The organism is Kribbella polygonati, assembly GCF_050320105.1.
Taxonomy (GTDB): domain Bacteria; phylum Actinomycetota; class Actinomycetes; order Propionibacteriales; family Kribbellaceae; genus Kribbella.
Map to the genome: position 1 here is coordinate 6,571,083 of NZ_CP190129.1, position 26,775 is coordinate 6,597,857.

30 protein-coding genes are annotated in these 26,775 nt (G+C 70.2%); 13 read left to right on the top strand and 17 right to left on the bottom strand.

The window, feature by feature from the left end:
- The first annotated feature begins 31 nt into the window (after window positions 1-31).
- Window positions 32-1,288 carry an FAD-binding oxidoreductase gene (locus tag ACQHIV_RS31240; RefSeq protein ID WP_427887435.1) on the top strand — a complete coding sequence of 419 codons (1,257 nt, stop codon included), beginning with the start codon at window positions 32-34 and terminating at the stop codon, window positions 1,286-1,288.
- Here ACQHIV_RS31240 and ACQHIV_RS31245 read toward each other — a convergent pair.
- From ACQHIV_RS31245 to ACQHIV_RS31265, 5 genes are all read right to left on the bottom strand, one after another.
- Window positions 1,236-1,778 (bottom strand): GrpB family protein, encoded by a 543-nt coding sequence (locus ACQHIV_RS31245; protein WP_427887436.1) that lies wholly within the window; start codon window positions 1,776-1,778, stop codon window positions 1,236-1,238. The genes ACQHIV_RS31240 and ACQHIV_RS31245 overlap by 53 nt on opposite strands.
- Window positions 1,775-2,170: a RidA family protein gene (locus tag ACQHIV_RS31250; RefSeq protein WP_427887437.1), complete on the bottom strand. Its 396-nt coding sequence runs from the start codon at window positions 2,168-2,170 to the stop codon at window positions 1,775-1,777. Before ACQHIV_RS31250 ends, ACQHIV_RS31245 begins: the two co-directional genes overlap by 4 nt.
- A 21-nt stretch (window positions 2,171-2,191) precedes the next feature.
- Window positions 2,192-2,626 carry a protein-tyrosine phosphatase family protein gene (locus ACQHIV_RS31255; RefSeq protein ID WP_427887438.1) on the bottom strand — a complete coding sequence of 145 codons (435 nt, stop codon included), beginning with the start codon at window positions 2,624-2,626 and terminating at the stop codon, window positions 2,192-2,194.
- A 4-nt stretch (window positions 2,627-2,630) separates the two neighbouring features.
- Complete coding sequence (locus tag ACQHIV_RS31260; RefSeq protein ID WP_427887439.1) at window positions 2,631-3,707, bottom strand: ABC transporter ATP-binding protein; 1,077 nt, start codon at window positions 3,705-3,707, stop codon at window positions 2,631-2,633.
- Window positions 3,708-3,830: 123 nt separating this feature from the next.
- The gene (locus ACQHIV_RS31265) at window positions 3,831-4,721 is read right to left on the bottom strand and encodes a LysR family transcriptional regulator (RefSeq protein WP_427887440.1); all 891 of its coding nucleotides are present in this window, start codon (window positions 4,719-4,721) and stop codon (window positions 3,831-3,833) included.
- A 91-nt stretch (window positions 4,722-4,812) separates the two neighbouring features.
- Here ACQHIV_RS31265 and ACQHIV_RS31270 point away from each other — a divergent pair, with 91 nt between their 5' ends.
- Together ACQHIV_RS31270 and ACQHIV_RS31275 are read left to right on the top strand one after the other, a co-directional pair.
- Window positions 4,813-6,027: an MFS transporter gene (locus ACQHIV_RS31270; protein ID WP_427887441.1), complete on the top strand. Its 1,215-nt coding sequence runs from the start codon at window positions 4,813-4,815 to the stop codon at window positions 6,025-6,027.
- Between the two features lie 12 nt (window positions 6,028-6,039).
- Window positions 6,040-6,861 carry a phosphotransferase enzyme family protein gene (locus ACQHIV_RS31275; protein ID WP_427887442.1) on the top strand — a complete coding sequence of 274 codons (822 nt, stop codon included), beginning with the start codon at window positions 6,040-6,042 and terminating at the stop codon, window positions 6,859-6,861.
- On the opposite strand, the gene ACQHIV_RS31280 is transcribed toward ACQHIV_RS31275, so the two are convergent.
- Window positions 6,842-7,303, bottom strand: coding sequence for a winged helix-turn-helix transcriptional regulator (locus ACQHIV_RS31280; protein ID WP_427887443.1), 462 nt, complete (start codon window positions 7,301-7,303; stop codon window positions 6,842-6,844). The two genes, ACQHIV_RS31275 and ACQHIV_RS31280, sit on opposite strands and share 20 nt — an antisense overlap.
- Before the next feature lie 86 nt (window positions 7,304-7,389).
- On the opposite strand from ACQHIV_RS31280, the gene ACQHIV_RS31285 reads away from it, so the two are divergent.
- The 3 genes from ACQHIV_RS31285 to ACQHIV_RS31295 all read left to right on the top strand — a co-directional run bounded on the left by ACQHIV_RS31285 (window position 7,390) and on the right by ACQHIV_RS31295 (window position 9,693).
- Window positions 7,390-7,980 carry a dihydrofolate reductase family protein gene (locus ACQHIV_RS31285; RefSeq protein ID WP_427887444.1) on the top strand — a complete coding sequence of 197 codons (591 nt, stop codon included), beginning with the start codon at window positions 7,390-7,392 and terminating at the stop codon, window positions 7,978-7,980.
- Between the two features lie 11 nt (window positions 7,981-7,991).
- On the top strand, window positions 7,992-8,372 hold the full coding sequence (locus ACQHIV_RS31290) for a pyridoxamine 5'-phosphate oxidase family protein (RefSeq protein ID WP_427887445.1): 381 nt from the start codon (window positions 7,992-7,994) through the stop codon (window positions 8,370-8,372).
- Between the two features lie 631 nt (window positions 8,373-9,003).
- A complete protein-coding gene (locus ACQHIV_RS31295; RefSeq protein WP_427887446.1) occupies window positions 9,004-9,693 on the top strand; it encodes a dienelactone hydrolase family protein in 690 nt (229 codons plus the stop codon).
- On the opposite strand, the gene ACQHIV_RS31300 is transcribed toward ACQHIV_RS31295, so the two are convergent.
- Window positions 9,671-10,192, bottom strand: a complete 522-nt coding sequence (locus ACQHIV_RS31300; protein ID WP_427887447.1) for a putative immunity protein — start codon at window positions 10,190-10,192, stop codon at window positions 9,671-9,673. The two genes, ACQHIV_RS31295 and ACQHIV_RS31300, sit on opposite strands and share 23 nt — an antisense overlap.
- Before the next feature lie 39 nt (window positions 10,193-10,231).
- Window positions 10,232-11,164: an AraC family transcriptional regulator gene (locus tag ACQHIV_RS31305; RefSeq protein ID WP_427887448.1), complete on the bottom strand. Its 933-nt coding sequence runs from the start codon at window positions 11,162-11,164 to the stop codon at window positions 10,232-10,234.
- A 91-nt stretch (window positions 11,165-11,255) separates the two neighbouring features.
- Between ACQHIV_RS31305 and ACQHIV_RS31310 the strand changes: the two genes are divergently transcribed.
- Window positions 11,256-12,083, top strand: coding sequence for an NAD(P)H-binding protein (locus ACQHIV_RS31310; RefSeq protein ID WP_427887449.1), 828 nt, complete (start codon window positions 11,256-11,258; stop codon window positions 12,081-12,083).
- Window positions 12,084-12,218: 135 nt separating this feature from the next.
- Here ACQHIV_RS31310 and ACQHIV_RS31315 read toward each other — a convergent pair whose 3' ends face one another.
- The gene (locus tag ACQHIV_RS31315) at window positions 12,219-13,358 is read right to left on the bottom strand and encodes a zinc-dependent metalloprotease family protein (protein WP_427887450.1); all 1,140 of its coding nucleotides are present in this window, start codon (window positions 13,356-13,358) and stop codon (window positions 12,219-12,221) included.
- A 147-nt stretch (window positions 13,359-13,505) separates the two neighbouring features.
- Between ACQHIV_RS31315 and ACQHIV_RS31320 the strand changes: the two genes are divergently transcribed.
- Both ACQHIV_RS31320 and ACQHIV_RS31325 read left to right on the top strand, forming a co-directional pair.
- Window positions 13,506-14,471 (top strand): helix-turn-helix transcriptional regulator, encoded by a 966-nt coding sequence (locus ACQHIV_RS31320; protein WP_427887451.1) that lies wholly within the window; start codon window positions 13,506-13,508, stop codon window positions 14,469-14,471.
- Window positions 14,468-15,052, top strand: a complete 585-nt coding sequence (locus ACQHIV_RS31325; protein ID WP_427887452.1) for a YdeI/OmpD-associated family protein — start codon at window positions 14,468-14,470, stop codon at window positions 15,050-15,052. The genes ACQHIV_RS31320 and ACQHIV_RS31325 overlap by 4 nt, the downstream gene beginning before the upstream one ends.
- On the opposite strand, the gene ACQHIV_RS31330 is transcribed toward ACQHIV_RS31325, so the two are convergent.
- The 6 genes from ACQHIV_RS31330 to ACQHIV_RS31355 form a co-directional block, all read right to left on the bottom strand.
- Window positions 15,049-15,384 carry a cupin domain-containing protein gene (locus ACQHIV_RS31330; RefSeq protein ID WP_427887453.1) on the bottom strand — a complete coding sequence of 112 codons (336 nt, stop codon included), beginning with the start codon at window positions 15,382-15,384 and terminating at the stop codon, window positions 15,049-15,051. The genes ACQHIV_RS31325 and ACQHIV_RS31330 overlap by 4 nt on opposite strands.
- Window positions 15,385-15,410: 26 nt before the next feature.
- Window positions 15,411-16,220: a phytanoyl-CoA dioxygenase family protein gene (locus ACQHIV_RS31335; RefSeq protein WP_427887454.1), complete on the bottom strand. Its 810-nt coding sequence runs from the start codon at window positions 16,218-16,220 to the stop codon at window positions 15,411-15,413.
- An 88-nt stretch (window positions 16,221-16,308) separates the two neighbouring features.
- Window positions 16,309-17,262 carry a prolyl aminopeptidase gene (gene pip, locus ACQHIV_RS31340; protein WP_427887455.1) on the bottom strand — a complete coding sequence of 318 codons (954 nt, stop codon included), beginning with the start codon at window positions 17,260-17,262 and terminating at the stop codon, window positions 16,309-16,311.
- A gap of 2 nt (window positions 17,263-17,264) precedes the next feature.
- On the bottom strand, window positions 17,265-18,167 hold the full coding sequence (locus ACQHIV_RS31345; protein WP_427887456.1) for a UbiA prenyltransferase family protein: 903 nt from the start codon (window positions 18,165-18,167) through the stop codon (window positions 17,265-17,267).
- A 57-nt stretch (window positions 18,168-18,224) separates the two neighbouring features.
- On the bottom strand, window positions 18,225-19,058 hold the full coding sequence (locus ACQHIV_RS31350) for a virginiamycin B lyase family protein (RefSeq protein ID WP_427887457.1): 834 nt from the start codon (window positions 19,056-19,058) through the stop codon (window positions 18,225-18,227).
- On the bottom strand, window positions 19,048-20,619 hold the full coding sequence (locus tag ACQHIV_RS31355) for an ABC-F family ATP-binding cassette domain-containing protein (RefSeq protein WP_427887458.1): 1,572 nt from the start codon (window positions 20,617-20,619) through the stop codon (window positions 19,048-19,050). The genes ACQHIV_RS31350 and ACQHIV_RS31355 overlap by 11 nt, the downstream gene beginning before the upstream one ends.
- A gap of 103 nt (window positions 20,620-20,722) precedes the next feature.
- Between ACQHIV_RS31355 and ACQHIV_RS31360 the strand changes: the two genes are divergently transcribed.
- From ACQHIV_RS31360 to ACQHIV_RS31370, 3 genes are read left to right on the top strand one after another with little or no spacing between them, the layout of a single operon-like run.
- Window positions 20,723-21,301 carry a TetR/AcrR family transcriptional regulator gene (locus tag ACQHIV_RS31360; protein ID WP_427887459.1) on the top strand — a complete coding sequence of 193 codons (579 nt, stop codon included), beginning with the start codon at window positions 20,723-20,725 and terminating at the stop codon, window positions 21,299-21,301.
- A 49-nt stretch (window positions 21,302-21,350) separates the two neighbouring features.
- Entirely contained in the window at window positions 21,351-22,061 is a 711-nt protein-coding gene (locus ACQHIV_RS31365) for a VOC family protein (RefSeq protein WP_427887460.1), read from the top strand.
- Window positions 22,062-22,111: 50 nt separating this feature from the next.
- On the top strand, window positions 22,112-22,879 hold the full coding sequence (locus tag ACQHIV_RS31370; protein WP_427887461.1) for an SDR family NAD(P)-dependent oxidoreductase: 768 nt from the start codon (window positions 22,112-22,114) through the stop codon (window positions 22,877-22,879).
- Here the strand turns inward: ACQHIV_RS31370 and ACQHIV_RS31375 are convergent.
- Window positions 22,876-24,384: an LCP family protein gene (locus ACQHIV_RS31375; RefSeq protein WP_427887462.1), complete on the bottom strand. Its 1,509-nt coding sequence runs from the start codon at window positions 24,382-24,384 to the stop codon at window positions 22,876-22,878. The genes ACQHIV_RS31370 and ACQHIV_RS31375 overlap by 4 nt on opposite strands.
- A gap of 48 nt (window positions 24,385-24,432) precedes the next feature.
- Between ACQHIV_RS31375 and ACQHIV_RS31380 the strand changes: the two genes are divergently transcribed.
- Window positions 24,433-24,933 (top strand): GNAT family N-acetyltransferase, encoded by a 501-nt coding sequence (locus ACQHIV_RS31380; RefSeq protein WP_427887463.1) that lies wholly within the window; start codon window positions 24,433-24,435, stop codon window positions 24,931-24,933.
- Here ACQHIV_RS31380 and ACQHIV_RS31385 read toward each other — a convergent pair.
- Window positions 24,884-26,668, bottom strand: coding sequence for a protein-arginine deiminase family protein (locus tag ACQHIV_RS31385; RefSeq protein WP_427887464.1), 1,785 nt, complete (start codon window positions 26,666-26,668; stop codon window positions 24,884-24,886). The genes ACQHIV_RS31380 and ACQHIV_RS31385 overlap by 50 nt on opposite strands.
- Window positions 26,669-26,775 lie beyond the last annotated feature (107 nt).

Genomic DNA, 26,775 nt, shown 5'->3' on the forward strand with positions numbered 1-26,775 from the left:
TATGTCCGCAAGGGCTTCTAGCGTGATCTTCATGATGCTGACGACGACAAGCACGGGGTACGACGAGGCGCGGCTCGGGTTCCAGCGGCGGGACCCGCACCGGCCGGCGGTGATCTTCCCGGTCACGAGCGCGGACGAGGTGCGGGAGGCGGTCCGGTACGCGATGCACCACGACCTGCGGATCGCGGTGCAGGCGGCCGGGCACGGGGTGATCGAGGGGATCGACGGCGGCGTGCTGATCGCGACCTCCGGCTTCAACGGCGTGACCGTCGACGCCGAGAACAGGACGGCCTGGATCGAGGCGGGCGCGACCTGGCGGGACGTGCTGGCCGCGACCACGCCGTACGGGCTGGCGCCGCTGTCCGGGAGTTCGCCCGGCGTCGGCGCGATCTCGTACACGCTCGGCGGCGGGCTGGGCCTGATGGCCAGACGGTTTGGGTACGCCGCGGACCACGTGCGGCGGATCGAGGTCGTGACCGCGGACGGCGTACGACGGAACGCCGAGGAGGATCCGGACCTGTTCTGGGCGCTGCGGGGCGGTGGCGGGAACTTCGGGGTGGTGACCCGGATCGAGGTCGACCTGTTCGACGTACCGACGATCTTCGGCGGCAGCCTGTACTTCGATCTCGCCGACTACCCGGAGGTACCCGAGGTGTGGCGGGAGTGGACGCGGACGGTGCCGGAGGAGGTGACGTCGGCGATCGCGATCCTGCCGATCCCGGACCTCCCGCAGGTGCCGGCGCCGCTGCGCGGGAAGTTCATCGGCCAGCTCCAGGTCGCGATCCTCGGCGACGACGGCGCGGAGCTGATCGCACCGCTCAAGGCGATCGGCAAGCCCGTCCTGGACACGGTCGGCGAGCTGCCGTACGTCGACTCCTGGAAGATCTTCGCCGAGCCGGAGCGCCCGGACGCCTACACCTCGTGCAACGTACTCCTCACCGACCTCGAGGCGCTGAAGACGCTGCCGGGACCGGACGCACCGCGGATGCACGTGATCGGCATCCGGCACCTCGGCGGCGCGCTGGCCCGGCAACCCGGGATCCCGAACGCCGTCGGCCACCGGGACGCGGCCTACTCACTGACCGTGCTCACACCCGGCACCGGCGCGGCGGCGACCGACATACTCGAACCGTGGCGCGAGGCAACCATTGGCCGCGCCCTCAACTTCACCTTCAGTAAGCTCGCCCCCGAAGAGGTCGCCGAGGCGTACGACGACTACGACCGCCTCGTCGAGCTCAGGCGCCGGTACGACCCGGCCCGCCGCTTGTGGGCGAACCATCAGCTCTAGCGATCATCTCCTCGACCAACGCGCCCTTGCCGGTGACGTACGCGCCGCGGTCGGTGGTGAGCAGGTGCGCCAGCTCGCGTTTGCGGGCGGCGTACCGCTCCCGGTCGGCCGCGTCCGCGCGCAGATGATCGCGGAGCAGCACGTGGTCCCGGTGTGCTTTGTTGCCGTCCACAACGACGTACAGATGGTGGTAGTGCACCGCGTCAGGCGGCAGTGCGAACGCCTCGCGACCGGCGATGCCCTGGTCGCCTTCATGGACGTACCCGGCCGCGGCCAGTCGCGCGATCGCGGTCGGGACCAGCTCGGCGGACGGTACGACGACGTCCACGTCGATGATCGGCTTCGCCGCCAGCCCGGGGACCGCCGTACTGCCGACGTGCTCGACCCGGTGCTGGAACTCGGCGAGGTACGGCGCCAGCCGCCCGCGGATCTCCGCGAACCACAACGGCCAGCGCGGGTCGTAGTCGACGACCTCGGCGGGGACGATCACAGAGCCGCGGTGACGTCGACCTCGACGAGCTGTCCCGGGAACCCGAGCTGGGCGACGCCGAGCAGCGTGCTCGCGGTCGTGAAGGCCGGCGCGAGGGGTGACTCGTTCAGTTGCGTCCACACCGTACTCAAGTCGTCCCGCTCGGAGCTGGCCACGTAGATCACGGTACGGACGACCTGGTCAGGCGTCGCGCCGACGGCCGTCAGCGCGGCCAGGATGTTGTCGATCACCTGCGTGGTCTGCCCTTCGAGACCGCCTGGAGCGAGCTCGCCGGACGGCTGCAACGGGCACTGCCCGGCGAGGAACACCATGGTGTCCGCCTGGACCCGCGTCACGTGGTGATATCCGGGCGTGGCATGCAGCCCTTCAGGGTTGCTTCGCTCGATCGTCACGCCTCGACCCAACGCGATCCTTCACGCCCCGGTCAAGAGATTTTGCACGTACCGCCGCTGCCACGGCGTCTCCACCGCGTGCTTGTCGTACCGCTGCCGCACGTAGTCGACCGCCTGATCAGCCGGCACACCATCGAGTACGGCGAGGCACGCCAGCGCCGTACCGGTCCGGCCGCGGCCGCCGTTGCAGACCAGCTCGACCCGTCCGGTCGCGGTGCGCTCCAAGGCCTCACGGAAGGCCGCCAGCGCCTGTGGACGATCCACGGGCAGCCGGAAGTCGGGCCACTTCACCCAGTGCGCCTCCCACGGCACGTCCGGCGGCTCCTTGCCGAGCAGATACACGCCGTACGTCGGGAACGGCGCTGCCGCCGGGCCGTGCCGCAGACCGCGTCCGCGGACGAGCCGACCCGACGGCAGCTCCATCACTCCTGGTGCTTGCTTGTCCCAGTGGCCCACAGGATCAGACTACGAGGCGCTCCTCGGTCGAGGTGGAGAACAGGTGCAGCTTCTCCGGGTCCGGAGCCAGGTAGACCTCGTTGCCCTTGTCGTTGTGCAGCCGGGTGCCGATCCGGGCGATGATCTGCTGGTTCTCGGCGTGGTCGGCCGAGCCGTACAGGAACGCGTCCGAGCCGAGCTCCTCGATCACCGAGACCTTCACCGGCAGGCCCTTGTCGGCCAGGTGCAGCGCCTCCGGGCGGACACCGATCGTCAGGGTCTTGTCGTCGCCGGCCTTCGCCAGCAGCTCGCGGGAGATCGGGACCAGGAAGTCGCCGATCATCGCGCCGCCGTCGGTGATCTCGGCGGTGATCAGGTTCATCGCCGGGGAACCGATGAAGCCCGCGACGAACTTGTTCCGCGGCCGGTCGTACAGGTTCAGCGGGGTGTCGACCTGCTGCAGTACGCCGTCCTTCAGCACGGCCACGCGGTCGCCCATGGTCATGGCCTCGACCTGGTCGTGGGTGACGTAGACGGTGGTGACGCCGAGCCGGTGCTGCAGCTCGGCGATCTGCGTCCGGGTCTGGACGCGGAGCTTGGCGTCGAGGTTGGACAGCGGCTCGTCCATCAGGAAGACCTGCGGGTTACGCACGATGGCCCGTCCCATCGCGACCCGCTGACGCTGACCGCCGGACAGTGCCTTCGGCTTGCGGTCGAGGTACTCCTCCAGACCGAGCAGCTTGGCCGCTTCCTGCACGCGCTGAGCGCGTTCGTCCTTGTGGATGCCCTGCATCTTCAGGGCGAAGCCCATGTTGTCGGCCACCGACATGTGCGGGTAGAGCGCATAGTTCTGGAACACCATCGCGATGTCCCGTTCCTTCGGCGGGGCGTTGGTGACGTCCCGGTCGCCGATGAAGATCGATCCTTCGTTCACTTCCTCGAGCCCGGCCAGCATTCGCAGCGCGGTCGACTTGCCGGAACCCGACGGGCCGACGAGGACCATGAACTCGCCGTCCTCGATGTCCAGGTCGAGCGTGTCCACCGCGGGAATGTCGGTGCCCGGGTACACCCGGGTGGCTCCCTTGAACGACACAGTTGCCATGTCGCTTCCTCTCCTTCGCCGGCAGGAACGTGCCGGACGATCCGTAGCAAAGGCCCCCAGGTCTTGGGTGTCTGCTCCGTACAACCGTCGTCCGCAGACTTACATTCCCCGGTGAAGCAAGAGCTAGAAGTACCGGCCGTCCGGGCCGACGAGCTCGAGCAGGGCCGTCACCGCCCGACTCGGCGGGCGTCCGGCGAGGGTTGCCACGGACAACGTCCAGGTCAGGCCGACGCCCGTCAGCGGGATCTTGGCGACGCCGTTCCCACCGGTCAGCTCGGGCTCCGGGACGACCGCGACCCCGAGCCCGGCGCGGACGTAGTCCGGGATCGCGGTCAGTTCGGGGACCTCGACCTGGATCCGCCGTGGGCGCCCGATCGCCTCGAACGCCCGGTCGACCATCTTCCGGTTCCCGAAGCCGCCCGGCATGTCGACGAAGCGTTCGCCGGCGAGGTCCTCGAGGCGCAGCGCCTCCCGCCCGGCGAGGTCGTGCCCGCCGGGGACCAGCGCGACGAAGTCGACGGTGGCGATCTCGCGGACGTCGAGCCCGCTGAGCTCCGGCCGCGGCAGGCCGAGCAGCGCGACGTCGAGCCGGCCGTGCCGTACGTCGTCCGCGAGGCCGGTCGACCCGGTCGGCGAGGTGGCGACCTGCACCTCGACCAGCGGGTACTTGCGATGGAAGGCGCCGAGCAGCTCGGCCAGATTGACCAGGCTGAGCCGGGCGAGGGTGCCGATCCGGACGTTGCCGCGCAGACCGGTCGAGGCCTCCTCGACCACGGCGCGCGCCCGGTCCAGCGCCTCCAGCGCGGCCTTCGCCTCGGGCAGCAGCGCCTGCCCGGCGGTCGACAGCACGACCCGGCGCGTCGAGCGGTCGAAGAGCGTGGTCTTCAGATCGGTCTCCAGCGCGCGTACGGCGGCCGACACCGTGGACTGGACCGTGAACATCCGCTGCGCCGCGCGGGTGAAGCTCAGCTCCTCGGCGACCGCGACGAAGTACTCCAGTTGGCGGCTGTCCACAGGAGTAATTATCGGAGTTGCCGATAAGAGCATGCAAGGACTTTCGTTGGACTCGATAGATCCGGCGCGGCAACCTGGAACCATGTCGACCATGACGTCTTCGCGGACCGGCGCACGGATCCGGTTCGCACATGCTCCGGGGTTCTGGGTGATCGCGGCGGCCTTCCTCACCACGATGGCCTTCTCGACGATCCCGACCCCGCTCTATGCGATCTACCAGCAGCGCGACGGGTTCCCGACGTACGTGATCACCGTCATCTTCGCCAGCTACGCGGTCGGGGTGATGGCCTCGCTGTACCTCGCCGGTCACGTCAGCGACTGGCTCGGGCGGCGGCGGGTCGCATTGCTCGCCGTACTCGCGGAAGCTCTGTCCGCGGCGATCTTCCTGAGCTGGCCGGCTGTCCCGGGGCTGCTGATCGCGCGGTTCATCTGCGGTGTCGGGGTCGGCGTACTGACGGCGACCGCGACGGCTCACCTGTCCGAGCTGCGGCAGATCGCGCGGCCGGGGGAGGACCCGAGCCGGTCCGCGTTGATCTCGAGCATGGTGAACCTCGGCGGGCTGGCGTTCGGCCCGCTCGTGGGCGGGCTGCTCGCGCAGTACGTCGACGCGCCGCTGCGGCGCCCGTACGAGATCTTCCTGGTGTTGCTGCTGCTCAGCGCGGTCGGGATCGCGTTGGTGCCGGAGACCGTGGAGCGGCTCGAGGAGCGTCCGGCGTACCGGCCGCAGCGGGTCGCGTTGCCTTCGTCGGCGCGGCCGTTGTTCTTCGCGTCGGCGATCGGGGCGTTCGCGGCGTTCGCGATCTTCGGGTTGTTCACGTCGCTGGCGGCGACGTTCCTGGCCGGCGTCCTGCACCACACGTCGCGGCTGCTGGCCGGGGTGGTCACGTTCGCGGTCTTCATCGCGGGAGCGGGGAGTCAGGTCGTGTTCGTGCGGATGTCGCGGCCGCGTCAGTTGCGGCTCGGCCTGGTCGCGATGACCGTCGGGCTGGTCGGCGTCGCCGCCGGCGGGCTGCTGCCGAACCTCTGGCTGTTCGTCGTCGGTGGCGTTGTCGCGGGCGCCGGTGTCGGCCTGGTGTTCCGTGGTGCGGTCGCCACGGCCGCCGCGCTCGCGGACCCGTCGTCGCGCGGCGAGGTGCTCGCGGCCCTGTTCCTGATCGCGTACGCCGGCCTCGCGATCCCGGTACTCGCGATCGGCCTCGGCATCGCGCTGCTCCCGGCCCAGGTCGCACTGCTGATCTTCTCGGTACTGATCCTGGTGCTGGTCAACGCCGCCGTATTACGGATGCTTGCCGCGCAGGAGAAGTGATCTGATGCGGGAGTGGACCTCCTGCGCGACTACGGGCTGACCGTCGGCGAACTCGTACCGCATTCCGGCGGGTTCGCCACCGAGGGCTGGGTGGCGGACCGTCGGTGGTTCGTGAAGCGGTGGCGTGGGGAGGCCCCGCGAGGGCTGGAGCAGTTGGGGGAGTTGCATGCGCTCGGTCTGCCCGTGGTCGAGCCGCTGCGTGCCGTCGACGGCAAGCTGTTCGCGACGAGCGGCGGGCAGGCGTACGCCGTCTTTCCTTATGTACAAGGAAGGACGGCGACCTGGGACGACTGGCGGGTGGTGGCGCGCGCATTGCGTCTGGTGCATGCGGCGCCGCAGCAGGTGACCCTTCCGCCCGCGGACGTGCGCGAGCCCCACGTCCACAACCTGGTCGAGTACCTGCGGCACCCGTGGATCGCGGATCGCGCGGGCGTGGTGCGGACGGCGATCGCGCGGCTGGACGACGTACGGGCGCGGCTCCAGCCGGTGCGGGAGGTCGTGTGCCACACCGACTTCCACGGGCTGAACGTGCTGATCGGCGCGGACGGTGAGGTGGCGGCGATCCTCGACTGGGAGAGTGCGGTGATCGGACCCCGCGAGTACGACCTGTGGGTCGCGGCCGACGGTGAGCCGATCGTGGAGTTCCTCGATGCTTATGGGGCCCACGATCTGGACGCCGACCATCTGGAGTTCGCGCTGCTCGCCCGTGGGCTGCGGGATCTCGCGGCGCGGGTGATGAACGAGGTGGACCGGCCAGGCGTCGACACCTGGGGCTTCGACCGGATCGGCCGCGTGGACAGCAATCTTGCGATCTTCAGGCGGTACTGCGCTTAGCGCCAGGTCCGGGCAGTACGTCGATGTCGTCCGCGTGCATCGGCTTGCCGCAGTGCGCGCAGACCAGGTCGACGTGGCTGATCTCGCCGCACGCGTGGTGCCGGTACAGCACCGGCGGGCCCGCCGTACCGGCCAGCCATTTGTCGCCCCAGGCAACCATCACCATCAGTACGTCGACCAGCTCGCGGCCGCGGGCGGTCAGGACGTACTCGTAGCGCGGGCGGGCGTCGTACGGCCGGCGCTCGATCACCTCGCGGTCGACCAGGTGGTTGAGCCGCTCGGTGAGCACCTTGCGGGAGATCCCGAGATCCGCCTGGAGCTGCTCGAACCGGGAGAGGCCGACCCAGATGTCGCGCAGGATCAGCGGCGACCACGGCTCGCCGATCACGTCCAGCGTGCGCGCGATCGAGCACGCCATCTCACTGAAGTCCGTTCGCTGCATGGAAACAGTCTAGCCGTTGGGGTTCCCTTAGGGAACTTTGGCGTGTTAGCGTTCCTTCAAGGAACTCCGAATGGAAGGACGGCACGATGAGCAAGGTCTTCGCCGCGCTGGCGGTCTCGGTCGACGGGTACATCAGCGGTCGCGGCTCCGGCCCGGACCACGGCCTCGGCGACGCGCCGATGCTGTTCGACTGGTACTTCGACGGGGACACCCCGAGCCGGGCCTTCGACGGTTTCAAGCTCAGCGCGCCGAGTGCGCGGGTGTTCGACACAGCCGCCACCCGGGTCGGGGCGGTGATCGCCGGGCACAAGACGTACGACGACTCCGGGCACTTCGGCGGGAACAGCCCGCACCCGAACGCGTCGCTCGTCGTGCTCAGCCACGGACCGGTCGCGGAGATCAGCGAGCGGCAGACCCTCGCACACACCGTCGAGGACGCGGTCGCCGCCGCGCGTGAACTGGCCGGCGGGAAGGACGTCGGGCTGATGGGCGGTGGTGTCGTCACCTCGGCGCTGCGGGCCGGGCTGGTCGACGAGCTGATCCTGCACCAGGTGCCGATCCTGCTCGGCGGCGGTCGGCCGTTCTTCCAGGAGCTGCCGGACCACATTCGGCTGAACCTTCTCGAGGCCGTGCCGGCCCCGGGTGTCACCCACCTCCACTACGAAATCGTTCGCTGAAGGAGCTCGCTGTGTTGAAGCCCGCCGTACGCGCCGCCGTCGAGAGCACGTCGATCGCCCACCTCGCCACCGTCCTCCCGGACGGCTCCCCGCACTCGATCCCGCTCTGGGTCAGCACCCTCGACGACAAGATCATCTTCCTCACCGGCCCCAACTCCCAGAAGGCCCACAACCTCCGCCGCGACCCCCGCGTCGCCCTCTCCCTCGCTCCTGTCGACAACCCGTACGAGCCGATCATCATCCGCGGCCGCGTCGTCAACTGGATCGACGGCGACAAGGGCTGGTCCCTCGTGGACGAGATCGCCATGAAGTACATCGGCCAGCCGTACTCACGGGACCTAGCCCGAGTAATCGGCGTCATCGAGGTCGATCACCAGACCGTTGGCATTTAGAACTAACAACTGAGGTTCTACGCGGGGGAAGAGCTGACACGGGAGGTTGCGCGGGAGGTTGCGCGGGAGGGGAGCGGACCCGTCGGCTCAGACGCCTGCTCGAGTCTCGCGCCGGGGGCGGGCGTCGCCGGTCAGTCCGCGCCTCTCGTACCGGGGCAGGCGCTGTCGGTCCGCCCACCGGCTCCCGCACCGGGGCAGGCGCTGCCGGTCCGCCCACCGGCTCCCGTACCGGGGGCGGGCGCCGCCGGTCGGTCCGCGCCGCCGGTCAGCCCACCGGCTCCCGTACCGGGGGCAGGCTCCGCCGGTCAGTCCGCGCATCTCGCACCCGGGGCAGGCGCCGCCGGTCAGCCCGCGCACCCCGCGCCGGGGGCAGGCACCGCCGGTCAGCCCATCGCCTCCCGGACCAGGCGGTCCCGGGCGCACTACTCCCCACGCGCCAACCCCAGGTACGTGCGCAGCACGTGCCCGCGCGAAGCCGCCGTTTCAGAGGTGAGACCGCAACGCACGCCGCGCCCCGCGGGCCCGCCTACGAGGTTGGGGAGGATTTCCGCCCGGATCGGCACAAGATCCTCCCCAGACCGGCCGCGACAGGTGTGCCGACGCGACCCGGAGGTTTCATTAGGATCTGCGTATGGGTGTGACGGTGACGGTTGGGGAGCAGGGCGCGTATCTGGCGCGGGTCGGGCGGGCGGGGATGTTGCTGCTGCCGATGGTCACCGGGATCGGTGAGCAGATCCGGGAGTGGGCGGACGAGCTGGCTGGTGAGGGGATCACCGCGTTGGTGTGGGATCCGTTCAAGGGGCGGAGTACGGACAACGCGACCATCGCGGAGCTCAGTGGGATGTTGCGGGAGATGGACGACGATGCCGCGCTGGCGGAGCAGTCGGCGTTGCTGGATCACCTGTTCGACGAGCTCGGGTGCGACACGGTCGGGGTGATCGGGTGGTGCCTGGGTGGGCGGTTCGCGTTGCTGCTCGGGGCGCGGGACCAGCGGGTGGCGAACGTGGTCGCGTTCCATCCGACGGTGCCGTCGAACCGGCCGCCGCACCACACGTACGACGCGATCGCCGAGGCGGCCGAGATCACCGCGCCGGTGCTGGTGAGCTACCCGGGCGCGGACACCGCCGTACCGAACGCGGACTTCGAGACGTTGCAGACGGTGCTGCAGGCGCGAACCGCGGGTGCGACGTTCGCGCAGTACTTCCCGGGTGCGGACCACGGGTTCTCGGACAGGTCGCGGCGCGAGAAGGACGTGAACGCGGACGCGTTCCGGCTGGCGTGGCCGCAGGCGCTCGCGTTCATGAAGTCGACGGTTGCCTGAGCGAGGTTTCAACCTGCCGGTGTAGCTCGCCCAGCCGGCCGCGGCCGGGTGTGCCGTCCGGGTAACGCGCCAGTACGTCGCGCACCACGTCCGGAACCCGCTCGACCGCCCACCGTACGACGGCGTCGCCCGCCGCCGGATCCCCGGCCGCCAGCTCCTCGGCGTACGCCGCGTACTGCGCCGCCGCCACGATGTGCTTCACCTGAGTAGCCGCCGCGAACGGATGCAGGTACGCCGACCCCGCCGCCCCCACCGCAGCCCGAGCAGCCGCCTCAGCAGCCGGATCCGTCAGCTCCCCGGCCGCCTTGAGCGCCGCGAACGCGGTCATCCGGATCGCCTTCGTCCGAGCCCCTCCACCCGCGAACTCCCGCACAGCCGCGATCGCCTCCCGCGGCCGCGGATCATCCACCAGCGGCAGCACCCGCTCCGCACAGTCGGCCGACCACCGACTGAGCTCCCGCAACTCGTCAAGACTCAAAGGAATGTCGGGCTGTCCCATGAGCCTCAACCATATCGTTGAACTAGACGGTTGAGACTTTCAGGCTGCGCGGCGGTGGTCGGTTGGGGTGATGCCGCGGACTCGTTTGAAGGCGACGCTGAGGGCGAAGGCGTTGGCGTAGCCGACGCGGCGGGCGATGGTTTCCACGGTGTCGCGGGTGGAGCGGAGTTGGTCGGCGGCGAGGGTGATGCGCCAGCCGGTCAGGTAGCTCATCGGGGCCTCGCCGACGACGGCGGTGAAGCGGCGGGCGAGCGACGCCCGCGACACTCCGACCCGGTCCGCGAGCTCGGTCACGTTCCACGGATGCGCGGGATCCTCGTGCAGCAACCGCAGGGCCGAGCCCGCCACCGGATCCGTCTGCGCCTGGTACCACCCCGGTGCATGCGACTCCGGGCGCGCGAACCACGCCCGCAACGTGGTGATCAGGGCCAGGTCGAGCCACCGATCCAGCACCGTCTGCTGCCCGGGAACATCCCGCTGGATCTCGCTGGTGATCATGTCCATCACCGCCCCCGCCACCTCCGCCGCCGGTACGACGAGCACCGACGGCAGCGCGGTGACCAGCCGCCGGCTGACATCGCCCGCCACCGAATAGGTGCCGGAAGCAACCATGATCTCGCCGGACTTCCGGCCGCCGAACGTCCGCACGCCGAGCTGCGCCGAGTAGTCGATCGGTGCCCCGGGCAACCGTTCGCAGCTGCCGCCGGGATGGATCCGCAGGACGGGTGCGGTCGCGGTCGTGTCGCCGACGACGTACGGCTCGGGCCCGGTGACGATCGCGACGTCGCCCTGCTCCATCCGCTGCGGTTCGACCCCGGCGCGCGTCAGCCAGCCGGAGCCGCGGACGATCGTGGCGAGCGCCAGCGGTGCCTCGTCGCGGATCTCCAGCGCCCACGGCAGATCCAGGATGGTCATGTTGAACACCCCGTCCTGCGCGCGCGTCCCGGTGAGCAGTTCGTCGAGCACGTCCATGTCCAGAGCCTAGAACAGCTTGAGCGTTTCGAACATCCTATTGCGGCGAACAACCATGGTTTGTCTCACTCCGAGCCGGTGGACTGGAGCCATGACAGAGATCCTGATCCTCAGTGGCAAAGGCAAGACCGGCCGCCGCGTCGCGGCCCAGCTCGACGCGCGCGGCGTCCCGTACCGGCCGGCGTCCCGTTCCAGCGCGCAACGCTTCGACTGGTACGACGAGAGCACCTGGGCAGACGCGGTCCGCGGTACGACCACGGCGTACCTCGCGCCGCCGGTCGGGCCGACCGGGCTCGCGCAGGCCGGCAAGTTCGTCCAGCAGGCGGACGGGTTGCGGCGGTTGGTGCTGCTGTCCGGGCGCGGCGTCGGCAGCCCGGGGCGGGACTTCGCCGTGTACGACGGGCAGCTCGAGCTGGAGAGCGTCGTACAGGCGAGCGGGCTGGAGTGGACGATCGTGCAGCCGGCCTGGTTCGCGCAGGGGTTCAGCGAGGACTTCCTGCGGTACGACGTACTCGCCGGGCAGATCCGGTTGTCCGCGGGGAACGGCGGGGAGGCGTGGATCGACACCGACGACGTCGGCGACGTGATGACCACGGCGCTGCTGGACGAGTCGTACGCCGGGCAGGTGCTCGCGATCTCCGGACCGCGGGTCCTCACGATGACCGACATCGCCGGCGAACTGACCGCGGCGACCGGCCGGCCGATCGAGTACGTCGACCTCGACCCGGAGACGCACGTCGCCGAACTACGCGCGCAGGGCCTGCCGCCGGAGGACGCCGAGGCGGTCCGCGACCTGTTCACGGTGATCCGCAACCACCGCTCCGAGTACGTCTCCGACGGCGTCGAACGCGTCCTCGGCCGCCCCGCCCGCGACTTCACCGACTGGGCGCGAGCGGCCGCCAAGACCGGAGTGTGGTGATCCGCGGACGCCCAGCACTCAATAACCGCAGCTTCCCGGGCCCCCGCACGCTCACGCCAACCGTGCGCCGGCCAGTTGTGTAGTGCTGGCGGTCCGCCTCCTCGCCCACCTGAGGTGCGGGGAGACGGACCGGGTTCAGCGGAGGGCGAGGGCCTCTTCGTGGGTGAGTTCGCGGAGCTCCGACGCCGGGGTCTTCGCGCGCGGCTCGGTGCCGCCGCCGACCGCGCCGCCGCCGAAGACGATGTTGGCCCAGTTGTTCTGGGCGATCAGCACCGACGTGGTCTTGTCGCCGTTGATGTCGGCCGCGGTGGTGGTGTCGTTGGTGTCACCATCACAGTTCCAGTCGATCGGCTGGTTCGCGGCGCCGGTCGTGGTCCGGGTCTTGCCGTCCGGGCACTTCCAGCTGGTCCTGTACCCGGCGCCGAGGCTGCCGAGTCCGACCGTCTCGTCCGGACGGGCCTCGTTGATCGACGCCGGCTGGACGTTCGAGTAGCCCCAGTACTTGGTGCCGTCGGCCTTGAGCACACCGCCGAGCTGGAACGAATAGTTCATCACGCTCAGGTAGTTCGGCTTGTAGTTCAGCCCGTCGGCGCCCCCGTGCTGCAGCCCGAGGTTGTGCCCGAGCTCGTGCACGAACGTGCCGACGTTGGTATCGTCCGTCGCGTTCCAGCTGCACTTCTGGCCGACCGTGACGATGAATGTGTCGTTCGGGATGTTGAACGCCTGCCCGCTGCTGCAGCCGCCGTCGTAGCTGTCGCCCCAGAGCATGTAGTGAAAGACGGCCTTCCGGGCGGCCGCGAAGTTCGCCGCCTTGATCGCGTTCGTCTGGGTGGCCGACGGGTTCAGGTCGTCGTCGTACGCGACCTCGTTGCCGCCGCCCAGGTCGTACTTCGCCCCGCGGGCGGCGCCCGCGTCGAGGTGGATCGTGATGCCGGTGCTGCCGTCCGGGTTGCTCACCGGTGCGGTCGCGAACACCTGCACGATCCGGTCCAGGGCCGCCGTACTCGCGAGCCGGCCGGACATGTAGTCCATCTCGACGAACAGGTCCTTCTTGTTCGGGTTCGCGCCCATCGCGGGCAGGTCGACGTCCACGACGCCGTCGCCGTTCGCGTCGTACCCGTTGGTCTCCCAGGCGTCCGGCAGCGAGTCGCCGTCGGTGTCGGTCGCGGCCGCCACGGCGGTGTCGGGGACGGGGGCTGCAACGGCGTGGGAGCCGGCGAGGGCGGTGACGGCCAGCGAGGTCAGGGCGACAAACAAGGCGGGGCGGGGCCTCATCAGATCTCCTTCGGGGGCGGTGGGTGATCTCTGCGCTACCGTAGGTGATATCCATCGATGAGGACGGCGCAGTGGCGACAGTGGCTCATTTGGGTCAGCTGTCGGTAGCGGACAGAACCTGACCGCTACCCGTGGCAGGCTGACCACATGGCCGAAACCTCCGCCCGCCTCCTCGCGCTGTTGTCGCTGCTGCAGGCCCGGCGCGACTGGCCGGGCGCGCTGCTCGCCTCCCGGCTCGAGGTGAGCCCACGGACGGTACGCCGCGATGTCGACCGGCTGCGCGACCTCGGCTATCCGGTCCGCGCGACCAAGGGCCCCGACGGCGGGTACCGCCTGGATGCCGGCGCCGAGCTGCCGCCGCTGCTGTTCGACGACGACCAGGCGATCGCGGTCGCGGTGGCGTTGCAGACGGCAACGACCACGGTCACCGGGATCGAGGAGGGCGCGCTCCGGGCGTTGGCCACGGTCCGCCAGGTGATGCCCGCACGGCTGCGGCAGCGGGTCGACGCCCTGCAGGTCACCACGGTCGACCGGTACGCCCATCGCCGTACGACGGTGGACTCGGACCAGCTGATCGCGATCGGGATGGCGGTCCGCGCCCAGGAGGTACTGCGGTTCGACTACGCCGCGCCCGGTACGCCGGAGGGGGAGTGGGCGCCGCCGCGGAAGGTGGAGCCGCAGCACCTGGTGACGTGGGGCGGGCGCTGGTACCTGGTCGGCTGGGACCTGGATCGCCAGGACTGGCGGACGTTCCGGGTCGACCGGATGACGCCGAAGACGCCGACCGGTCCACGGTTCACGCCGCGCGAACTGCCCGCGCCGGACATCGCGACGTTCATCTCCAGCCGGTTCCGCGGGCAGGACAAGAGCCCGTGCCGGGGCGAGGCGATCCTGCAGGCGAAGGCGTCGGACATCGCGCAGTGGGCCGGGTACGGCGCGGTCGTCGAGGAACTGTCGCCGACGAGCTGCCGGCTGGCGCTCAGCGGCTGGTCGTGGACCGGGCTGGCCGCGACGTTCGGGATGTTCGAGTGCGAGCTGGAGTTCATCGGCCCGCAGGAGTTGAAGGATGCCGCGATCCAGCTCGCGGATCGTTACCGGGAGGCGTTGTCGTGAGTACGGAACTGATCGTCGTGGATGCGGCAGCCTGGCGCGACTGGTTGCGGGCGAACCACCGGGAGCCGGAGGGCGTCTGGCTCGTGCTGGCGAAGAAGAACGTGACGACACCGACCAGCCTGACGTACGACGAGGCGCTCGAAGAGGCCTTGTGTCACGGGTGGATCGACGGGCAGCGCCGCGGGCGGGACGAGCAGACGTTCATCCAGCGGTACACGCCGCGCCGTACGCGCAGCATGTGGTCGAAGCGGAACGTCGACCTGATCGCCCGCCTCGAACAGGACGGCCGGATGCACGCCGCCGGCCGCGCCGAGGTCGAGCGGGCGAAGGCCGACGGCCGCTGGGACAAGGCGTACGGCGGTGCGAGTGCCCGCGAGGTCCCCGACGACCTGGCCGCCGCACTGGCCGCGGAACCGCGGGCGCGGGCGATGTTCGACATCCTGACCAGCGCGAACCGGTTCGCGGTGATCTTCCGGGTCAACGATGCGAAACGCCCCGAGACCAGGACGAAACGCATCACGCAGTACGTCGCTCAACTCGCCCGCGGCGAGACGATCTACCCCCAGAAGCGGACGCTCTAGACGAGGTCGAGTGTCGCGTCCTGCCCCTCGGTGAGTGGGAAGTAGGCGAGGAAGGTGACGCCCTCGTCGGCGGTGTCGAATCGGCTGATCCGGTCGACGGCCGGCTCGTAGAACACGTCGCCGGCGTGCAGGACCCGCGGCTCGTCGTCGGCGCCCTGCTGGTAGATCGCCGACCCGGAGACGATGTTCCCGAACACGGGCCCGTTGTGGACGTGCGCGCCGAGGGCGGTGTGCGGCTCGATGGTGATCCGCCGTACCTCGACGCGCCGCACCGGGAGTGCGGCCGGCAGGTGCTGGTCGAGGACGACGACACGGCTGATCGCTTCGGTCATGCCGTACATACTAATAGGTACAGAGGTCAGTAGACGACCGGGTTCAGCGGGGAGGAGACGGTCTCGCCGGGCTGGTTGCCGGGCATCCAGGTGGCCAGGTCCGCGACCTGGTTCGCGTTCACCGGCGTGGAGATCTCCATCGTGGCGTCGACGTAGATGACCGTCATCACCCGGCGCGGGATGCGGGTGGTGTTCGGCGGCGCGTGGTGGAACGTCCAGCCGAGGTGGTAGCTGACCTCGCCGAGCTCGTACGGCTCCGAGACCTCGGTGAAGTTCTGCTCGGCGAGCGCCTCCTGCAGGACCCGCTCGGACTCGTCGCTGATCGGCAGGTCACGCCCGAACTCGAACGTCTGGCTGCCCGCCGCGAACGACAGCGGCCCCATCTCCATCGGGGTGTCCTGCAGCGGCACCCAGATCGTCACGCAGCGGTCGGTCGCGAACGGCCAGTAGTACTGGTCCGCGTGCCACGGGGTGACGCCGCCGCCGGACTCCTTGTAGAGCGCCTGGTCGTGGTACAGCCGCACTGACTGCACCCCGAGCAGCTGCGCCGCAATCCGCGCCAGCCGCGGCGACGACACGAACTCCAGCACCCGCTCGCTGTCCTGCCAGAGGTTCGACACCTGCAGGAAAGCCTTCCCGTAGGTGTCCCGCTCCTCGAGCGGCAGGTGCTGCGTGTTCAGCTCGATCACCTTGCCGGTGATCTCGGGCTCGTACTCCGCGATCGTCTCGGCGCTGAGCACGTTCTTCAGCTTCACGAATCCGTGCTCGGCGAAGTGCGCGATGTCGGACCGGCTGAGGGTGTAGTCGGTCTCGAGCTCCGGGCGGGTCAGAGTCATGGGAGACAAGGGTTCCCGCGTCTTTGACGGCTGTAAAGATCAGTGATCAAATCTTTGCCCGCCGTGCACGTGCATGTGCAAAATCCGGTCAGGACCGTAAGGCGAAACGGTCCAGTGCGTCCAGGATCAACTCCTGCGTGGACCGCCCGCCGGCGCCGTGTCCCTCCTGCTCGACCAGGTGCAGGTCCGCATCCGGCCACGCCTTCGCCATCCGCCACGCGACCTCCACCGGACTGCTGATGTCGAGCCGCCCGTGGATCAGCACCCCGGGGATCCCCGCGAGTTTGCCGGCCTCCCGCACCAGCACGTCCTCGTCCAGCCAGGCCGCATGTCCCCAGTAGTGCGTGACCAGCCGCGCGAGGCGCAGTCGCACCACCGGGTCGTCGTACCGCGAGTCCGGCCGCCAGTCCGGGTGGGTGCGCACGTGGGTGTCCTCCCAGGCACACCAGTCCTTGGCGGCCTGCTCCCGTACGGCGGGATCCGGATCGTGCAGCAGCCGGCTGTAGGCGAGCGCGAGATTCCCGTCCCGCTCCGCCGCCGGTACACCGTCCCGGAATCGCGCCCACTCCTCGGGGAAGATCCGGCCCATGTCCCGGGTGATCCACTCGACCTCCCGCCGGGTGGTGTTCGTAACGCTGAACAGCACGATCTCCGAGATCGCCTCCGGGTGCTGTTCGGCGTACGCGAGCCCGAGCGTCGCACCCCAGGACGCCCCGAGCAACAACCACCGCTCGATCCCGAGCAGCTGCCGCAGCTGCTCGAAGTCCCCGATCAGCTGCGCGGTGGTGTTCGTCCGCAGGTCCACCTCAGGCTCGGCGGCATCCGGCGTACTGCGCCCGCAGTTCCGTTGGTCGACGAGCACCACCCGATACCTGGCGGGATCGAAGTACCGCCGCCACCAGGCCCCGGCCCCGGATCCCGGCCCGCCGTGCACGACGAGCGCCGGCTTCCCGTCTGGGTTCCCGCAGACCTCCCAGTACACGCGGTGCCCGTCGCCCGCATCGAGCAGGCCGTGGGCGTGGGGCTCGGTCTCGGGGTACATGGTCAGAGGACTCCGGTGTAGGTGAGGGCGAAGGCGGCGCAGGGGAGGAGGAAGAGTGTGGCGAGGGTGATGATGCCTTTGAAGGACTGGTGGGGGCCAATGAGTTTGGGGTACGCCGCGACCAGGACCGGGACCATCACGAGCTCGAGGGGGAGCATGCCGCGGGGGATGATCGTGCCGGTGGCGGCGAGCACCACCGAGAGGGTGGCGGCGGCGATCCAGGCGATGTAGCCGAGGCGGTACGTCGTGCGGGCGCCGAAGCGGACCGCGATCGTGTGGTAGCCGGCGGCGCGGTCCGCGTCGAGGTCGGCGAGGGTCGTGGGGAGGTAGAGGCCGACCGCGGCGAGCGTGCCCTGGAGGCCCATCAGCCAGGGGAAGTCGCTGAGGTCGGGGTTGATCGCGGCCCACCCGGCGAGCGGTCCGAAGGCGCCCAGTGCAAGCGCGTTCACCGCGACGTCGAAGCCGGCACGGGTCTTCAACCGAACGGGAGGGACGGAGTACGCGTACCCGAGCAGTACGGCGAGCAGCATGCCCAGCGCGAACACGACCCCGACCAGCAGGCTCAACCCGACCGCCGCGACCGCCGCCGCGAAGGCCAGCCGCAACGCCGCCCGGAGCGTGACCCGCCCGTCGAGCAGCGGCGACTTGGCCTTGCGCGGGTTGAGCCGGTCGCTCGGCAGGTCGTACGCGTCGTTGACCGCGAGGACGGCGAGCCACACCAGCGGGCCCATCACGACCGCGCCGATGATCAGCCGCGGCCACTCCGCGACCGGCGGGATCAGCCGGTGCGTCGCGAGCAGGATCCCTGTGTAGTAAGGGACGATCGACACCACCCAGAACGCGGGCCGCCCGACCGCGACGACGTCACGAACCCGCGGCCCTCGTACCTGCACGTCCGTGCTCACACCACCACTGTCCACCTCCCGAGAGCATCCCGTCCTCCCTCCACAGGGTGAACCTCCTCACCCGCGAGGCTCGATGTGAGCCACGGAACCCTTCTCCAGCGCGACCCACACCGAACCGTCCGCCGACAACCCGTGCGGCTCGGCGCCGTCGGCGAACTCCACCTGCTCGATGACGTTGCCCTTGGCATCGACCCGGGCCGCGGCCGACGCCGCCCACAAGGTGATCCAGCACCCGTCCGCCGTCGCCGCCACGGCATGCGGCTTCGACCCGGCCGGCAGCGCGAACTCCTCGATCGTCCCGTCCTCGTCGATCCGCCCGGCCTTGTCCGCCAGCAGCTCGACGAACCAAACACCGGATGGCCCGGCGCTGATCCCGACCGGCCCGGCGCCGTCGGTCGGCAGGGGATAGGTGGTGACCTCCCCGGCCACGGTCATCCGCCCGATCGCGTTCGCCTGGTTGAGTGTGAACCACAGGTCCCCGCCGTACGTCGTGATCATCGCCGGGAACGCACCCGTCGTGCCGATCGGGTACGTCGTGACCTCGCCGGCCGGCGTGATCCGCCCGATCGCGTCGCTGCTCATCAACGTGCACCACAACGCGCCGTCCGGCCCCACACACAGCCCGTACGGCGCGCCCGCGACCTGCACGGCCGACACCGCGCCGTCGTACCCGATCCGCCCGACCCGGTCGTCGCCGTTCCGGGTGAACCAGACCGCGTCGTCCGGCCCGTCCACGATCACACTCGGCCGCGACTCCGGTGCCTCCAGGTCGAACACCTTCCCGGACAAGGTCGCGACCCGGCCGGTGTGGACGAGCGTCGTCCACACCTCACCCCCGGCGACGACCACGCCGTACGGCGCACCGTCAACCGCATGCTCGCTAACTGACATAGGTCTTCTCCTCCATTTCGAGCACAGTTCCGCGCCAGCGGGATGCGAAGCGGCGGTCGTGGCTGACGACCACGAGGGCGCCGGCGTAGCGGTCCAGCGCGGCCTCCAGTTCTTCCACCAGGACGAGCGACAGGTGGTTCGTCGGCTCGTCCAGCAGCAGTACGTCGTACGTCGTGGTCAGCACGCGGGCCAGCGCAAGACGTCGGCGCTGACCTGTGGACAACGCGCCGACCCGGGTCTGCAGCTGCTCCTGCCGGAACAGCCCGAGCCCGGCCGCGCCCGGGTGCCGCGCGAGCGCCTGACGCAACGTGTCGTCTGGCCGCGGCTCCACCACCTCCTGCGGGAGGTACCCGATCCGCCCGCGACGCTCGACGTACCCGGAGTCCGGCGGAAGCACGCCCGCGAGTACGTCGAGGAACGTCGACTTGCCCGCACCGTTCGGCCCGGTGATCAGCACCCGGCCACCCGCCGGTACCTCGAGCGACGCCGGCCGCAGCCGCCCGGACACCGCCACGCCGACCGCGTCCAGCCCGGCGGCGGCGCCCGTCGTACGGATCGACGCGGTGAACCGGAGCGGCTTCGCCGGCACCGGCGCCGGGTCCTCCTCCAACCGGCGCAGGCGTTCCTTCGCGTTCCGGATCTTGCTCCGCTCGGCCTCGTTGACGCGGCCCGTCGCGCGGTCGTACGCGACCTTGTTGTTGTCCTTCATCGGCCGCCCGTACGCGACCCGGTCGGCCGTGGTCCGGACGAGCCCGCGCAGCTCCGCGACGTCGTCCTCCCACTGCTGCCGCGCCTGTTCGAGCCGCGCCCGTTCGGCGGCCTTCTCGTCCAGGTAGCCCTGGAAACCGTTGCCGTACCGCGTCATCCGGTGCGTGTCGCCGTCCACCTCGAACAGCGTCGTCGCGACCCGCTCCAGGAAGGCGCGGTCGTGCGACACGACCACCGTCGTACCGCGCCGGGACCGCAGGTGATCCTCCAGCCAGACTGCGGCCGACACGTCCAGGTGGTTGGTCGGCTCGTCGAGCAGCAGCACCTCCGGCGACGATGCGAGCACCGCGGCGAGGTGCAGCCGGACGAGCTCACCGCCGGACAACTCGGACAGCCGACGATCACCGGGCAACGCGGACAACCCCAGCCCGTATGTCGCACGGGCGAACCGGGCGTCCGCGTCGTACCCCTCCCGAATCTCGAAGGCGGTCTGCAGCTCGCCGTACTCGGTCAGGACATCCTGACCCTGCGCCAACTGATCTTCGAGCTCGCGGAGACGGGCCTCGATCCGGCGCAGGTCGGCGAGCGCGTGGTCGGCCAGCGCCCGTACGTCGAGGTCGAGCGGCAGCGGGTTGTCCTGCGCCAGGAAGCCGATGCTGCCGGCAACGGTCGTCGTACCGTCGGTGGCCGGCTCGAGACCGGCCAGGATCCGCAACAGTGTCGACTTGCCGGAGCCGTTCTCGCCGATCAGGCCGCTGACCTGCCCGGGAGGGAAGGCGCAGCTGATCCGGTCGAGCACCAGACGGTGGTCGTAGGACTTGGTGACGTCGTGCAGGGACAGCTGGGTAGACATGAGGATCCTCCTGACCTCTCGCGGGTTCGTGGTTGGCGAACGGCGGGTCAGAAGATCACTGGCTGCTCCCTAAATGCGACGAATGTTGCGTTAGGATGATCGCATGACGGATGGGGTTCGCGCAAGCAGGCCGGGAGGGCGGACCGCCCGGGTGCGCTCCGAGGTGCTCGCGGCCGTGGAGGCCGAGCTGGCCGAGCACGGGTACGACGGGCTCACGATCGACGCGGTCGCCGTACGCTCCGGGGTCCATCGCACGACGCTCTACCGGCGCTGGAAGACCGTGCCCGGTCTGCTCGTCGACCTGCTCGAAGCCGGCGCCGACGACGCGTGGGAGCCGGCCGACACGGGCTCGCTGGAGGGCGACCTGATCGCGGTCAACCGCGAGGTCCACGCCGCGCTGACCGCCCGCCCGTCGGTCACCCAGGCGGTGATCGCAGCCTCGTTCCGTACGCCGGAAGCCGCCGAGGCGCTCACCCGCTTCTGGGAGGACCGCTACGCGCGCACTGCCCTGCTCGTCCACAGAGCTGTCGAGCGGGGCGAGATCACGGCCGGCGTGGACGCCCATCAGCTCCTGCTGACCGCGACGGCGCCGCTCTACCACCAGCTCGTGCTGCTCCGGCAGCCGATGTCCCGGGCGAAGGCCGATCACCACGCCCGCGTCGCGGCCGCATCCGTCCGCTGAGCCGCAAAAGCCTTTGCGGCCGCGCGTGGCGCCGACCTACCGTGACCGCATGGGCACCTCTCTGTATGCGCTGTCGATCGACGCGAAGGATCCGGCCGGTCTCGCGCGGTTCTGGGCCGGCATGCTCGGGTTCGAACCGGCCGAGGGGAACGAACTGGTGCCGAAGGACAACACCGGGTTCCGGCTGCGGTTCCTGCCGAGCGACGTGGCGAAGGACCGGCAGAACCAGGCCCACTTCGACCTGACCAGCCAGACGCCGGAGCAGCAGCAGGAGACCGTCGCCCGGGCGCTCGAGCTCGGCGGCCGGCACATCGACATCGGCCAGACGGGCGAGGAGGGGCACATCGTCCTGGGGGATCCGGAGGGCAACGAGTTCTGCGTGATCGAGGCCGGGAACAACTTCCTCAAGGACACCGCGTTCATTGGTGCGCTCTCGTCCGACGGGTCGCAGGCGGTCGGGTACTTCTGGAGCAAGGCGCTCGACTGGCCGCTGGTCTGGGACCAGGACGAGGAGACCGCGATTCAGGCGCCGTCCGGCGGACCGAAGATCACCTGGGGCGGCCCGCCGGTGGGTCCGAAGGCGCCGAAGAACCGGCTGCACCTGGACCTGGTGGCCGACGGCGACCCGGAGGCAGAGGCTGCCCGGCTGGTGGCGCTGGGCGCGACCCGGCTGGAGAGCGGTCAGGAAGGCGCCGCCGCGATCCCGATGGCCGACCCGGACGGCAACGAGTTCTGCATCCTGATCACCGCACAGTCCTGAACAACACCCCGACTAGGGTCGTACCCGACGCCTAGAGTGAGGGAGACGTTGTGACTGGCCGGTTGGCGAACGAGGTTGTGCTGGTGACGGGGGCCGCGCGCGGGATCGGCCGGGCGGTCGCGGCGAAGGCCGCGGCGGAAGGTGCGGCGGTCGGGCTGGTCGACATTCGCGCCGACGAGCTGACCGCGACCACCGCGGAGCTGGGCGAGACCGGGGCGAAGGTGGCCGCGGCGGTCGGTGACATCACCGACGAGGTGTCGGTCCGGCAGGCGGTCGGCAAGCTCACCGACGACCTCGGCGGCCCGGTCACCGTGCTGGTCAACAACGCCGGCAAGAACTCGTACGCCGACCCGGCGCGGATGTCGGTGGCCGAATGGGACGACGTGTTCGACGTCGACCTGAAGGGCGCGTTCCTGATGTCCCGCCAGGTGCTGCAGCCGATGATCGACGCCAAGCGCGGCTCGATCGTGAACATCGCCTCGATCCACTCCAAGCTCACGCAGGCCGGCATGTTCCCGTACGCCGCCGCGAAGTCCGGGCTGGTCGGGATGACCCGCTCGCTCGCGCTCGACGTCGCGCCGCACAACGTCCGGGTGAACGCGGTCAGCCCCGGCTACATCGCCACCGACCTGCTCGAGGAGTTCTTCGACACGATCCCGGGCGAACGCGAGAAGGCCCTCGGCGTGCACCCGCTCGGCCGGATCGGCACACCGGCGGACGTCGCCGAGGTCGTCTGCTTCCTCGCCTCCGATGCCGCCGCCTTCGTCACCGGTGCGAACTGGGCGGTCGACGGCGGCCTGGGCATCCGCTACGCCTAGCCCGTCGCTCCCGGGTTGTACGCGCACGCCGACGTGAGGTCGCCGCTGTCGGGTTTAGGGGTGACCTTCGGCTGGGTCGCCGTGGTGGTACGGCGCGGTACCGGCTTCGTACTGCGGACCGGGTTGATCGCCTGCGCCACGATCGCGCGCATCGCGGCGTAGTCCGGGTTCCGGCCGTTCGGGAAGTTCTTCTTCTTGTCCAGGTCGACGTTCGTGATCTTCCCGGTCTTCACCCGCTGCCCGACGTCGACCAGCGGCCCCAGCAGCTTCCCGGGGATGTCGGTGCGGATCATCTGCTCGCCGGCCCGCGCGATCTCCTGGTAGTTGGCGAGCACGTTCTGCGGCGTGGCCCGCTCGACGATCGCCTTGACCGTGCAGCGCTGCCGGGCCTGGCGGGCCAGGTCGGCGGTCGCGAGCCCGTACCGCCCGCGCGCGAACCACAGCGCGTCGGACCCGTTCAGGTGTACGTCGCGGCCCGGCTGCAGGTACCGGCTCGGCGGGATCTTCTTGTCGTCGTTCCCGCCGACCGGAACCCGGTAGTTGATGTTCACGGTGATCCCGCCGAGCGCGTCCACCAGCTTCGCGAACCCGGCCAGGTTGACCTGCACGTAGTAGTGGATCTGCAGCCCGAGCGCCGCGCCGACCGACAGCTTCAGCACGTCCGCGCCGGGGTTGTCCGACGGGCCGATCAGCTCCGGGTACAGCTTCGGGACGTTCCGGTACATGGCGTCCAGGTAGAACTCCGGCTGTTCCGTGCCGGGCGGGAGACTCGGGTCCCAGAACCCGGTCGGGAACTTCTCGTGCAACGGCGTACCGGCCGGGAACGGCATCCGCATGAAGTTCCGGGTCAGCGAGATCAGCGACGTGTCGCCGGTCTTGGTGTCGATGCTCGCGACCATTACCGAGTCGGTCCGGACGCCGTCCCGGTCGGCGCCGTCGTCCGCGCCGAGCAGTAGGACGTTCAGCCGCGGGAGTTGCTCCCAGATGTCCTTCTTCGGGACGATCGTCGGCCGCGTCTGGCTCTTCGTCTCCGAGCCCGCGAACACCTTCGTGACCAGTTCGCGCTGCGCGACCAGCGTCTGCGCGCCGCTCGCCGTACCCATCGCGAGTGCGAAACACAGCCCGCCGATCACCAGCGACCCGAGGGTCCGGGACGCCGGCCCGGCGGTCAGCGGGCGGAGCATCTTGTACGACGTGACCAGCACGAGGACCCACGCGAGCGCGAGCGTGACCAGGCCGGCGACCATCCACAGCAGCACCGTCGGATCCAGCGCCCAGGCGATCACCGCGTCCCGCTGCCGGAGCGCGAGGTACGCGGCCCCGCCGTACAGCCCGAGGCTGATCAGTGTCACCGCCGTACCGAGCCTGGTCCGCCGGGCCGCCAGGTACGCGGTCCCGGGGATCAGGACGCCGAGGACGGCGATCGCCAGCGCCCCGATCCCGGTCGGTCGGCGTGGTCCGGCGCGACGTGCGCGGGCTGCGCGCGGGGCTCTGGTCTGGGCCATATCAGCTACGATTCAGCGCCCCGGGAAAAAGTTGGCATGATCGATAAAGTGAACGAAACTCAGACACAACAGCCGCTGGTACGCCGGGCCGGGGCGGCCGATGCGGAGTCGCTGGTCCAGTTACGCGCACTGATGCTTTCCGCGATGGGCACCGATGCCGGCGGGCCGGACGCGCCGTGGCGGATCGGCGCCCGCACGTGGTTCGCGGAACAGCTCGCCTCGCCGGACACCTTCGCGGCGTACGTCGTCGAGGACCCGCGGGCAGGTGTGGTCGCCGGGGCGGCCGGCAACGTGCACGAGCACCCGCCGGGCCCGCACGACGCGTCGACCGTCCGCGGACACCTCTACAACGTCTGCACCCACCCGGACTTCCGGCGTCGCGGACTGGCCAAGGCGTGCGTGGTGGCGCTGCTGGACTGGTTCCGGGACGAGACCGCCGTCGGTCAGATCGAGCTGCACGCGACCGACGACGGCATCGACCTCTACCGGGGACTCGGGTTCACCGAGTCGAGGTTTCCGACGCTGCGGCTGCGGACCACCACGGCGTAGCGCGGCTGGTGTCGCGGAGCGCGTTGGTCGAGCAGTGCACCTCGCCGCCGCCGAGGTGGGCCCACCGGAAGTCCTCGACCCAGCGCACCCGTACGCCGTTGCGGGCCAGCGCGCGCTCCGTCGCCTGCCGGAACACGTCCTGTCCGTTCAGGCGCGGCCCGTGCGGATCGGGCACGGCGTACTCGCGGTCGGTGATCGACAACCCGTTCGCCGGGCCGGGCGTCATCGCCTTGAGCAGCCCGTAGCCGGGCACGCGGTTGAAGATCTCCGGCAGCCGGACCAACTCGTCCGGCTGCAGTCCGGTGGCCTTCAGCAGAACCTTCAACTGGTCGTCGATGTGCTTCGCCGCTGCCTCGTTGTCGGCCATCCCGGTGCGGAGTACGTCGTCGACGGTCGGCTTGTGCGGCGACTTCGTGTCCGCGAACAACCGCTGCTTGCCGCCACCCAGCCGTTGCACCTCACGCAACAGTTGCGCGCCGAGCCGCGGGTCGGCGACCGCGAGTGTCCAGCCGCGGGCGTTGTCCGCGCGTACGACGTGCACCGTCTCGTCGACGTGGCCGATCATCAGCCAGGACGTGTCGATCACCAGCGACGGCTGGTACCCCTGGCTGGTCAGCATCGTCAGGAACCCGGCGTCGGGGTGCCGCTCGGCCATTGCGCCGTACAGCAGCCGGCCGTGTGGATAACCGGCGTACGGCGGGAGCGACTCGAGGTTGCCGCCCATGTTCAGCAGGTCGTTCGAACCGGAGGACGCCTGGCCGGCGAGCTCCTGGACGACGCCGACGTCGGGTCCGCGCAGGTCGCGGTACAGCAACCGGCCGGCCGGACGCGGCGTGTTGGCGGCAGGCATGTCCCACACGTTGCCGGAGCGGATCAGGATCCGCATCGTGTGCGGGCCGCCGACGGCCGGCATGCTCGCGGTGGCGGGCTCGAACCAGTCCTGCGCCCACATGTCCTTCCAGCCCTCGTGCGTACCCTGGATGAACCGGACCTTGGTTGCTTTACGCAACGTCGACGCGAACTGCGGCCAGTCGCCCGGAGCGCCCTGCTCGTACGGCGGCGTACGGCCCCAGAAGCCCTGCCCGGTGTTCGGTTTGCTCGCGAGGACGGTCTGCGCGGGCTGCAGGTCGTTCTGCAGCATCAGTGGTGCGACCCGCATCCGTACGGCGTCGGTGCCGGTGCGGCCGCGGTCCGTGACGGACAGCGTGACCGTGATCTGCCCGTCCCACTGCTTCGGATCGCGGACGATGTCGCGGCCCTCGAGCAGCAGGCGTACGCCGTGCCGCAGGTCCCGCGCGGTGAGCGTGCCGACCGGGCGGCCGTTCGCGAAGACACGGGCCTTGTCCGCCGGGGTGATCGTGACGGTGCCGGTGGCGTCGCCGGAAAGGTTGCGCTCGGCATCGATCGCCAGCGGCGCGAGATCCGCGGCGTCGCGCGGACCGTTGATCCGGTCGTCGGCCGCGTCGTTGCAGGCGGCAAGCTTGTCGTCGACCGCGCGGCCCGGTGCGTCGAGGTCGGCGGGGTCGACCTCGCAGCGGCGTTCGTCGTCGTCCAGGTTCGGCAGGAAGATCGCGCCGCGGGCGTCGGTCCAGGTGGTCTTGCCGGCGTCGTCGGCGGCCGTGAGTACGCCGTCCCGGTTGACGTCGGCGGTCAGCCGTGGTGCCGGCGCCGTACCGGCCGTTCCCCAGGCGGTGGCCGCGAGCAGGCTGGTGACGGCTGCGATCCAGCGGTTCATCGAAGGCTCCTTATTTAGTACAGGTGTGCTTCTTCGATGAAACTACCCAGCGGTGCGGTGTGGCCGGGAGATGGAGAATCCCTTCTCCACCCGTGGGCGGAGAAGGG

Coding starts and splice junctions, on each gene's coding strand:
- ACQHIV_RS31355 (WP_427887458.1), bottom strand. CDS start 20,619: ATGTCTACCCAGCTGTCCCTGCACGACGTCACCAAGTCCTACGACCAC.
- ACQHIV_RS31300 (WP_427887447.1), bottom strand. CDS start 10,192: ATGGGACAGCCCGACATTCCTTTGAGTCTTGACGAGTTGCGGGAGCTC.
- ACQHIV_RS31320 (WP_427887451.1), top strand. CDS start 13,506: ATGGCCGAAACCTCCGCCCGCCTCCTCGCGCTGTTGTCGCTGCTGCAG.
- pip (WP_427887455.1), bottom strand. CDS start 17,262: ATGTACCCCGAGACCGAGCCCCACGCCCACGGCCTGCTCGATGCGGGC.
- ACQHIV_RS31240 (WP_427887435.1), top strand. CDS start 32: ATGATGCTGACGACGACAAGCACGGGGTACGACGAGGCGCGGCTCGGG.
- ACQHIV_RS31365 (WP_427887460.1), top strand. CDS start 21,351: ATGGGCACCTCTCTGTATGCGCTGTCGATCGACGCGAAGGATCCGGCC.
- ACQHIV_RS31310 (WP_427887449.1), top strand. CDS start 11,256: ATGACAGAGATCCTGATCCTCAGTGGCAAAGGCAAGACCGGCCGCCGC.
- ACQHIV_RS31280 (WP_427887443.1), bottom strand. CDS start 7,303: ATGCAGCGAACGGACTTCAGTGAGATGGCGTGCTCGATCGCGCGCACG.
- ACQHIV_RS31375 (WP_427887462.1), bottom strand. CDS start 24,384: ATGGCCCAGACCAGAGCCCCGCGCGCAGCCCGCGCACGTCGCGCCGGA.
- ACQHIV_RS31350 (WP_427887457.1), bottom strand. CDS start 19,058: ATGTCAGTTAGCGAGCATGCGGTTGACGGTGCGCCGTACGGCGTGGTC.
- ACQHIV_RS31330 (WP_427887453.1), bottom strand. CDS start 15,384: ATGACCGAAGCGATCAGCCGTGTCGTCGTCCTCGACCAGCACCTGCCG.
- ACQHIV_RS31285 (WP_427887444.1), top strand. CDS start 7,390: ATGAGCAAGGTCTTCGCCGCGCTGGCGGTCTCGGTCGACGGGTACATC.
- ACQHIV_RS31315 (WP_427887450.1), bottom strand. CDS start 13,358: ATGAGGCCCCGCCCCGCCTTGTTTGTCGCCCTGACCTCGCTGGCCGTC.
- ACQHIV_RS31385 (WP_427887464.1), bottom strand. CDS start 26,668: ATGAACCGCTGGATCGCAGCCGTCACCAGCCTGCTCGCGGCCACCGCC.
- ACQHIV_RS31260 (WP_427887439.1), bottom strand. CDS start 3,707: ATGGCAACTGTGTCGTTCAAGGGAGCCACCCGGGTGTACCCGGGCACC.
- ACQHIV_RS31270 (WP_427887441.1), top strand. CDS start 4,813: ATGACGTCTTCGCGGACCGGCGCACGGATCCGGTTCGCACATGCTCCG.
- ACQHIV_RS31305 (WP_427887448.1), bottom strand. CDS start 11,164: ATGGACGTGCTCGACGAACTGCTCACCGGGACGCGCGCGCAGGACGGG.
- ACQHIV_RS31360 (WP_427887459.1), top strand. CDS start 20,723: ATGACGGATGGGGTTCGCGCAAGCAGGCCGGGAGGGCGGACCGCCCGG.
- ACQHIV_RS31335 (WP_427887454.1), bottom strand. CDS start 16,220: ATGACTCTGACCCGCCCGGAGCTCGAGACCGACTACACCCTCAGCCGG.
- ACQHIV_RS31295 (WP_427887446.1), top strand. CDS start 9,004: ATGGGTGTGACGGTGACGGTTGGGGAGCAGGGCGCGTATCTGGCGCGG.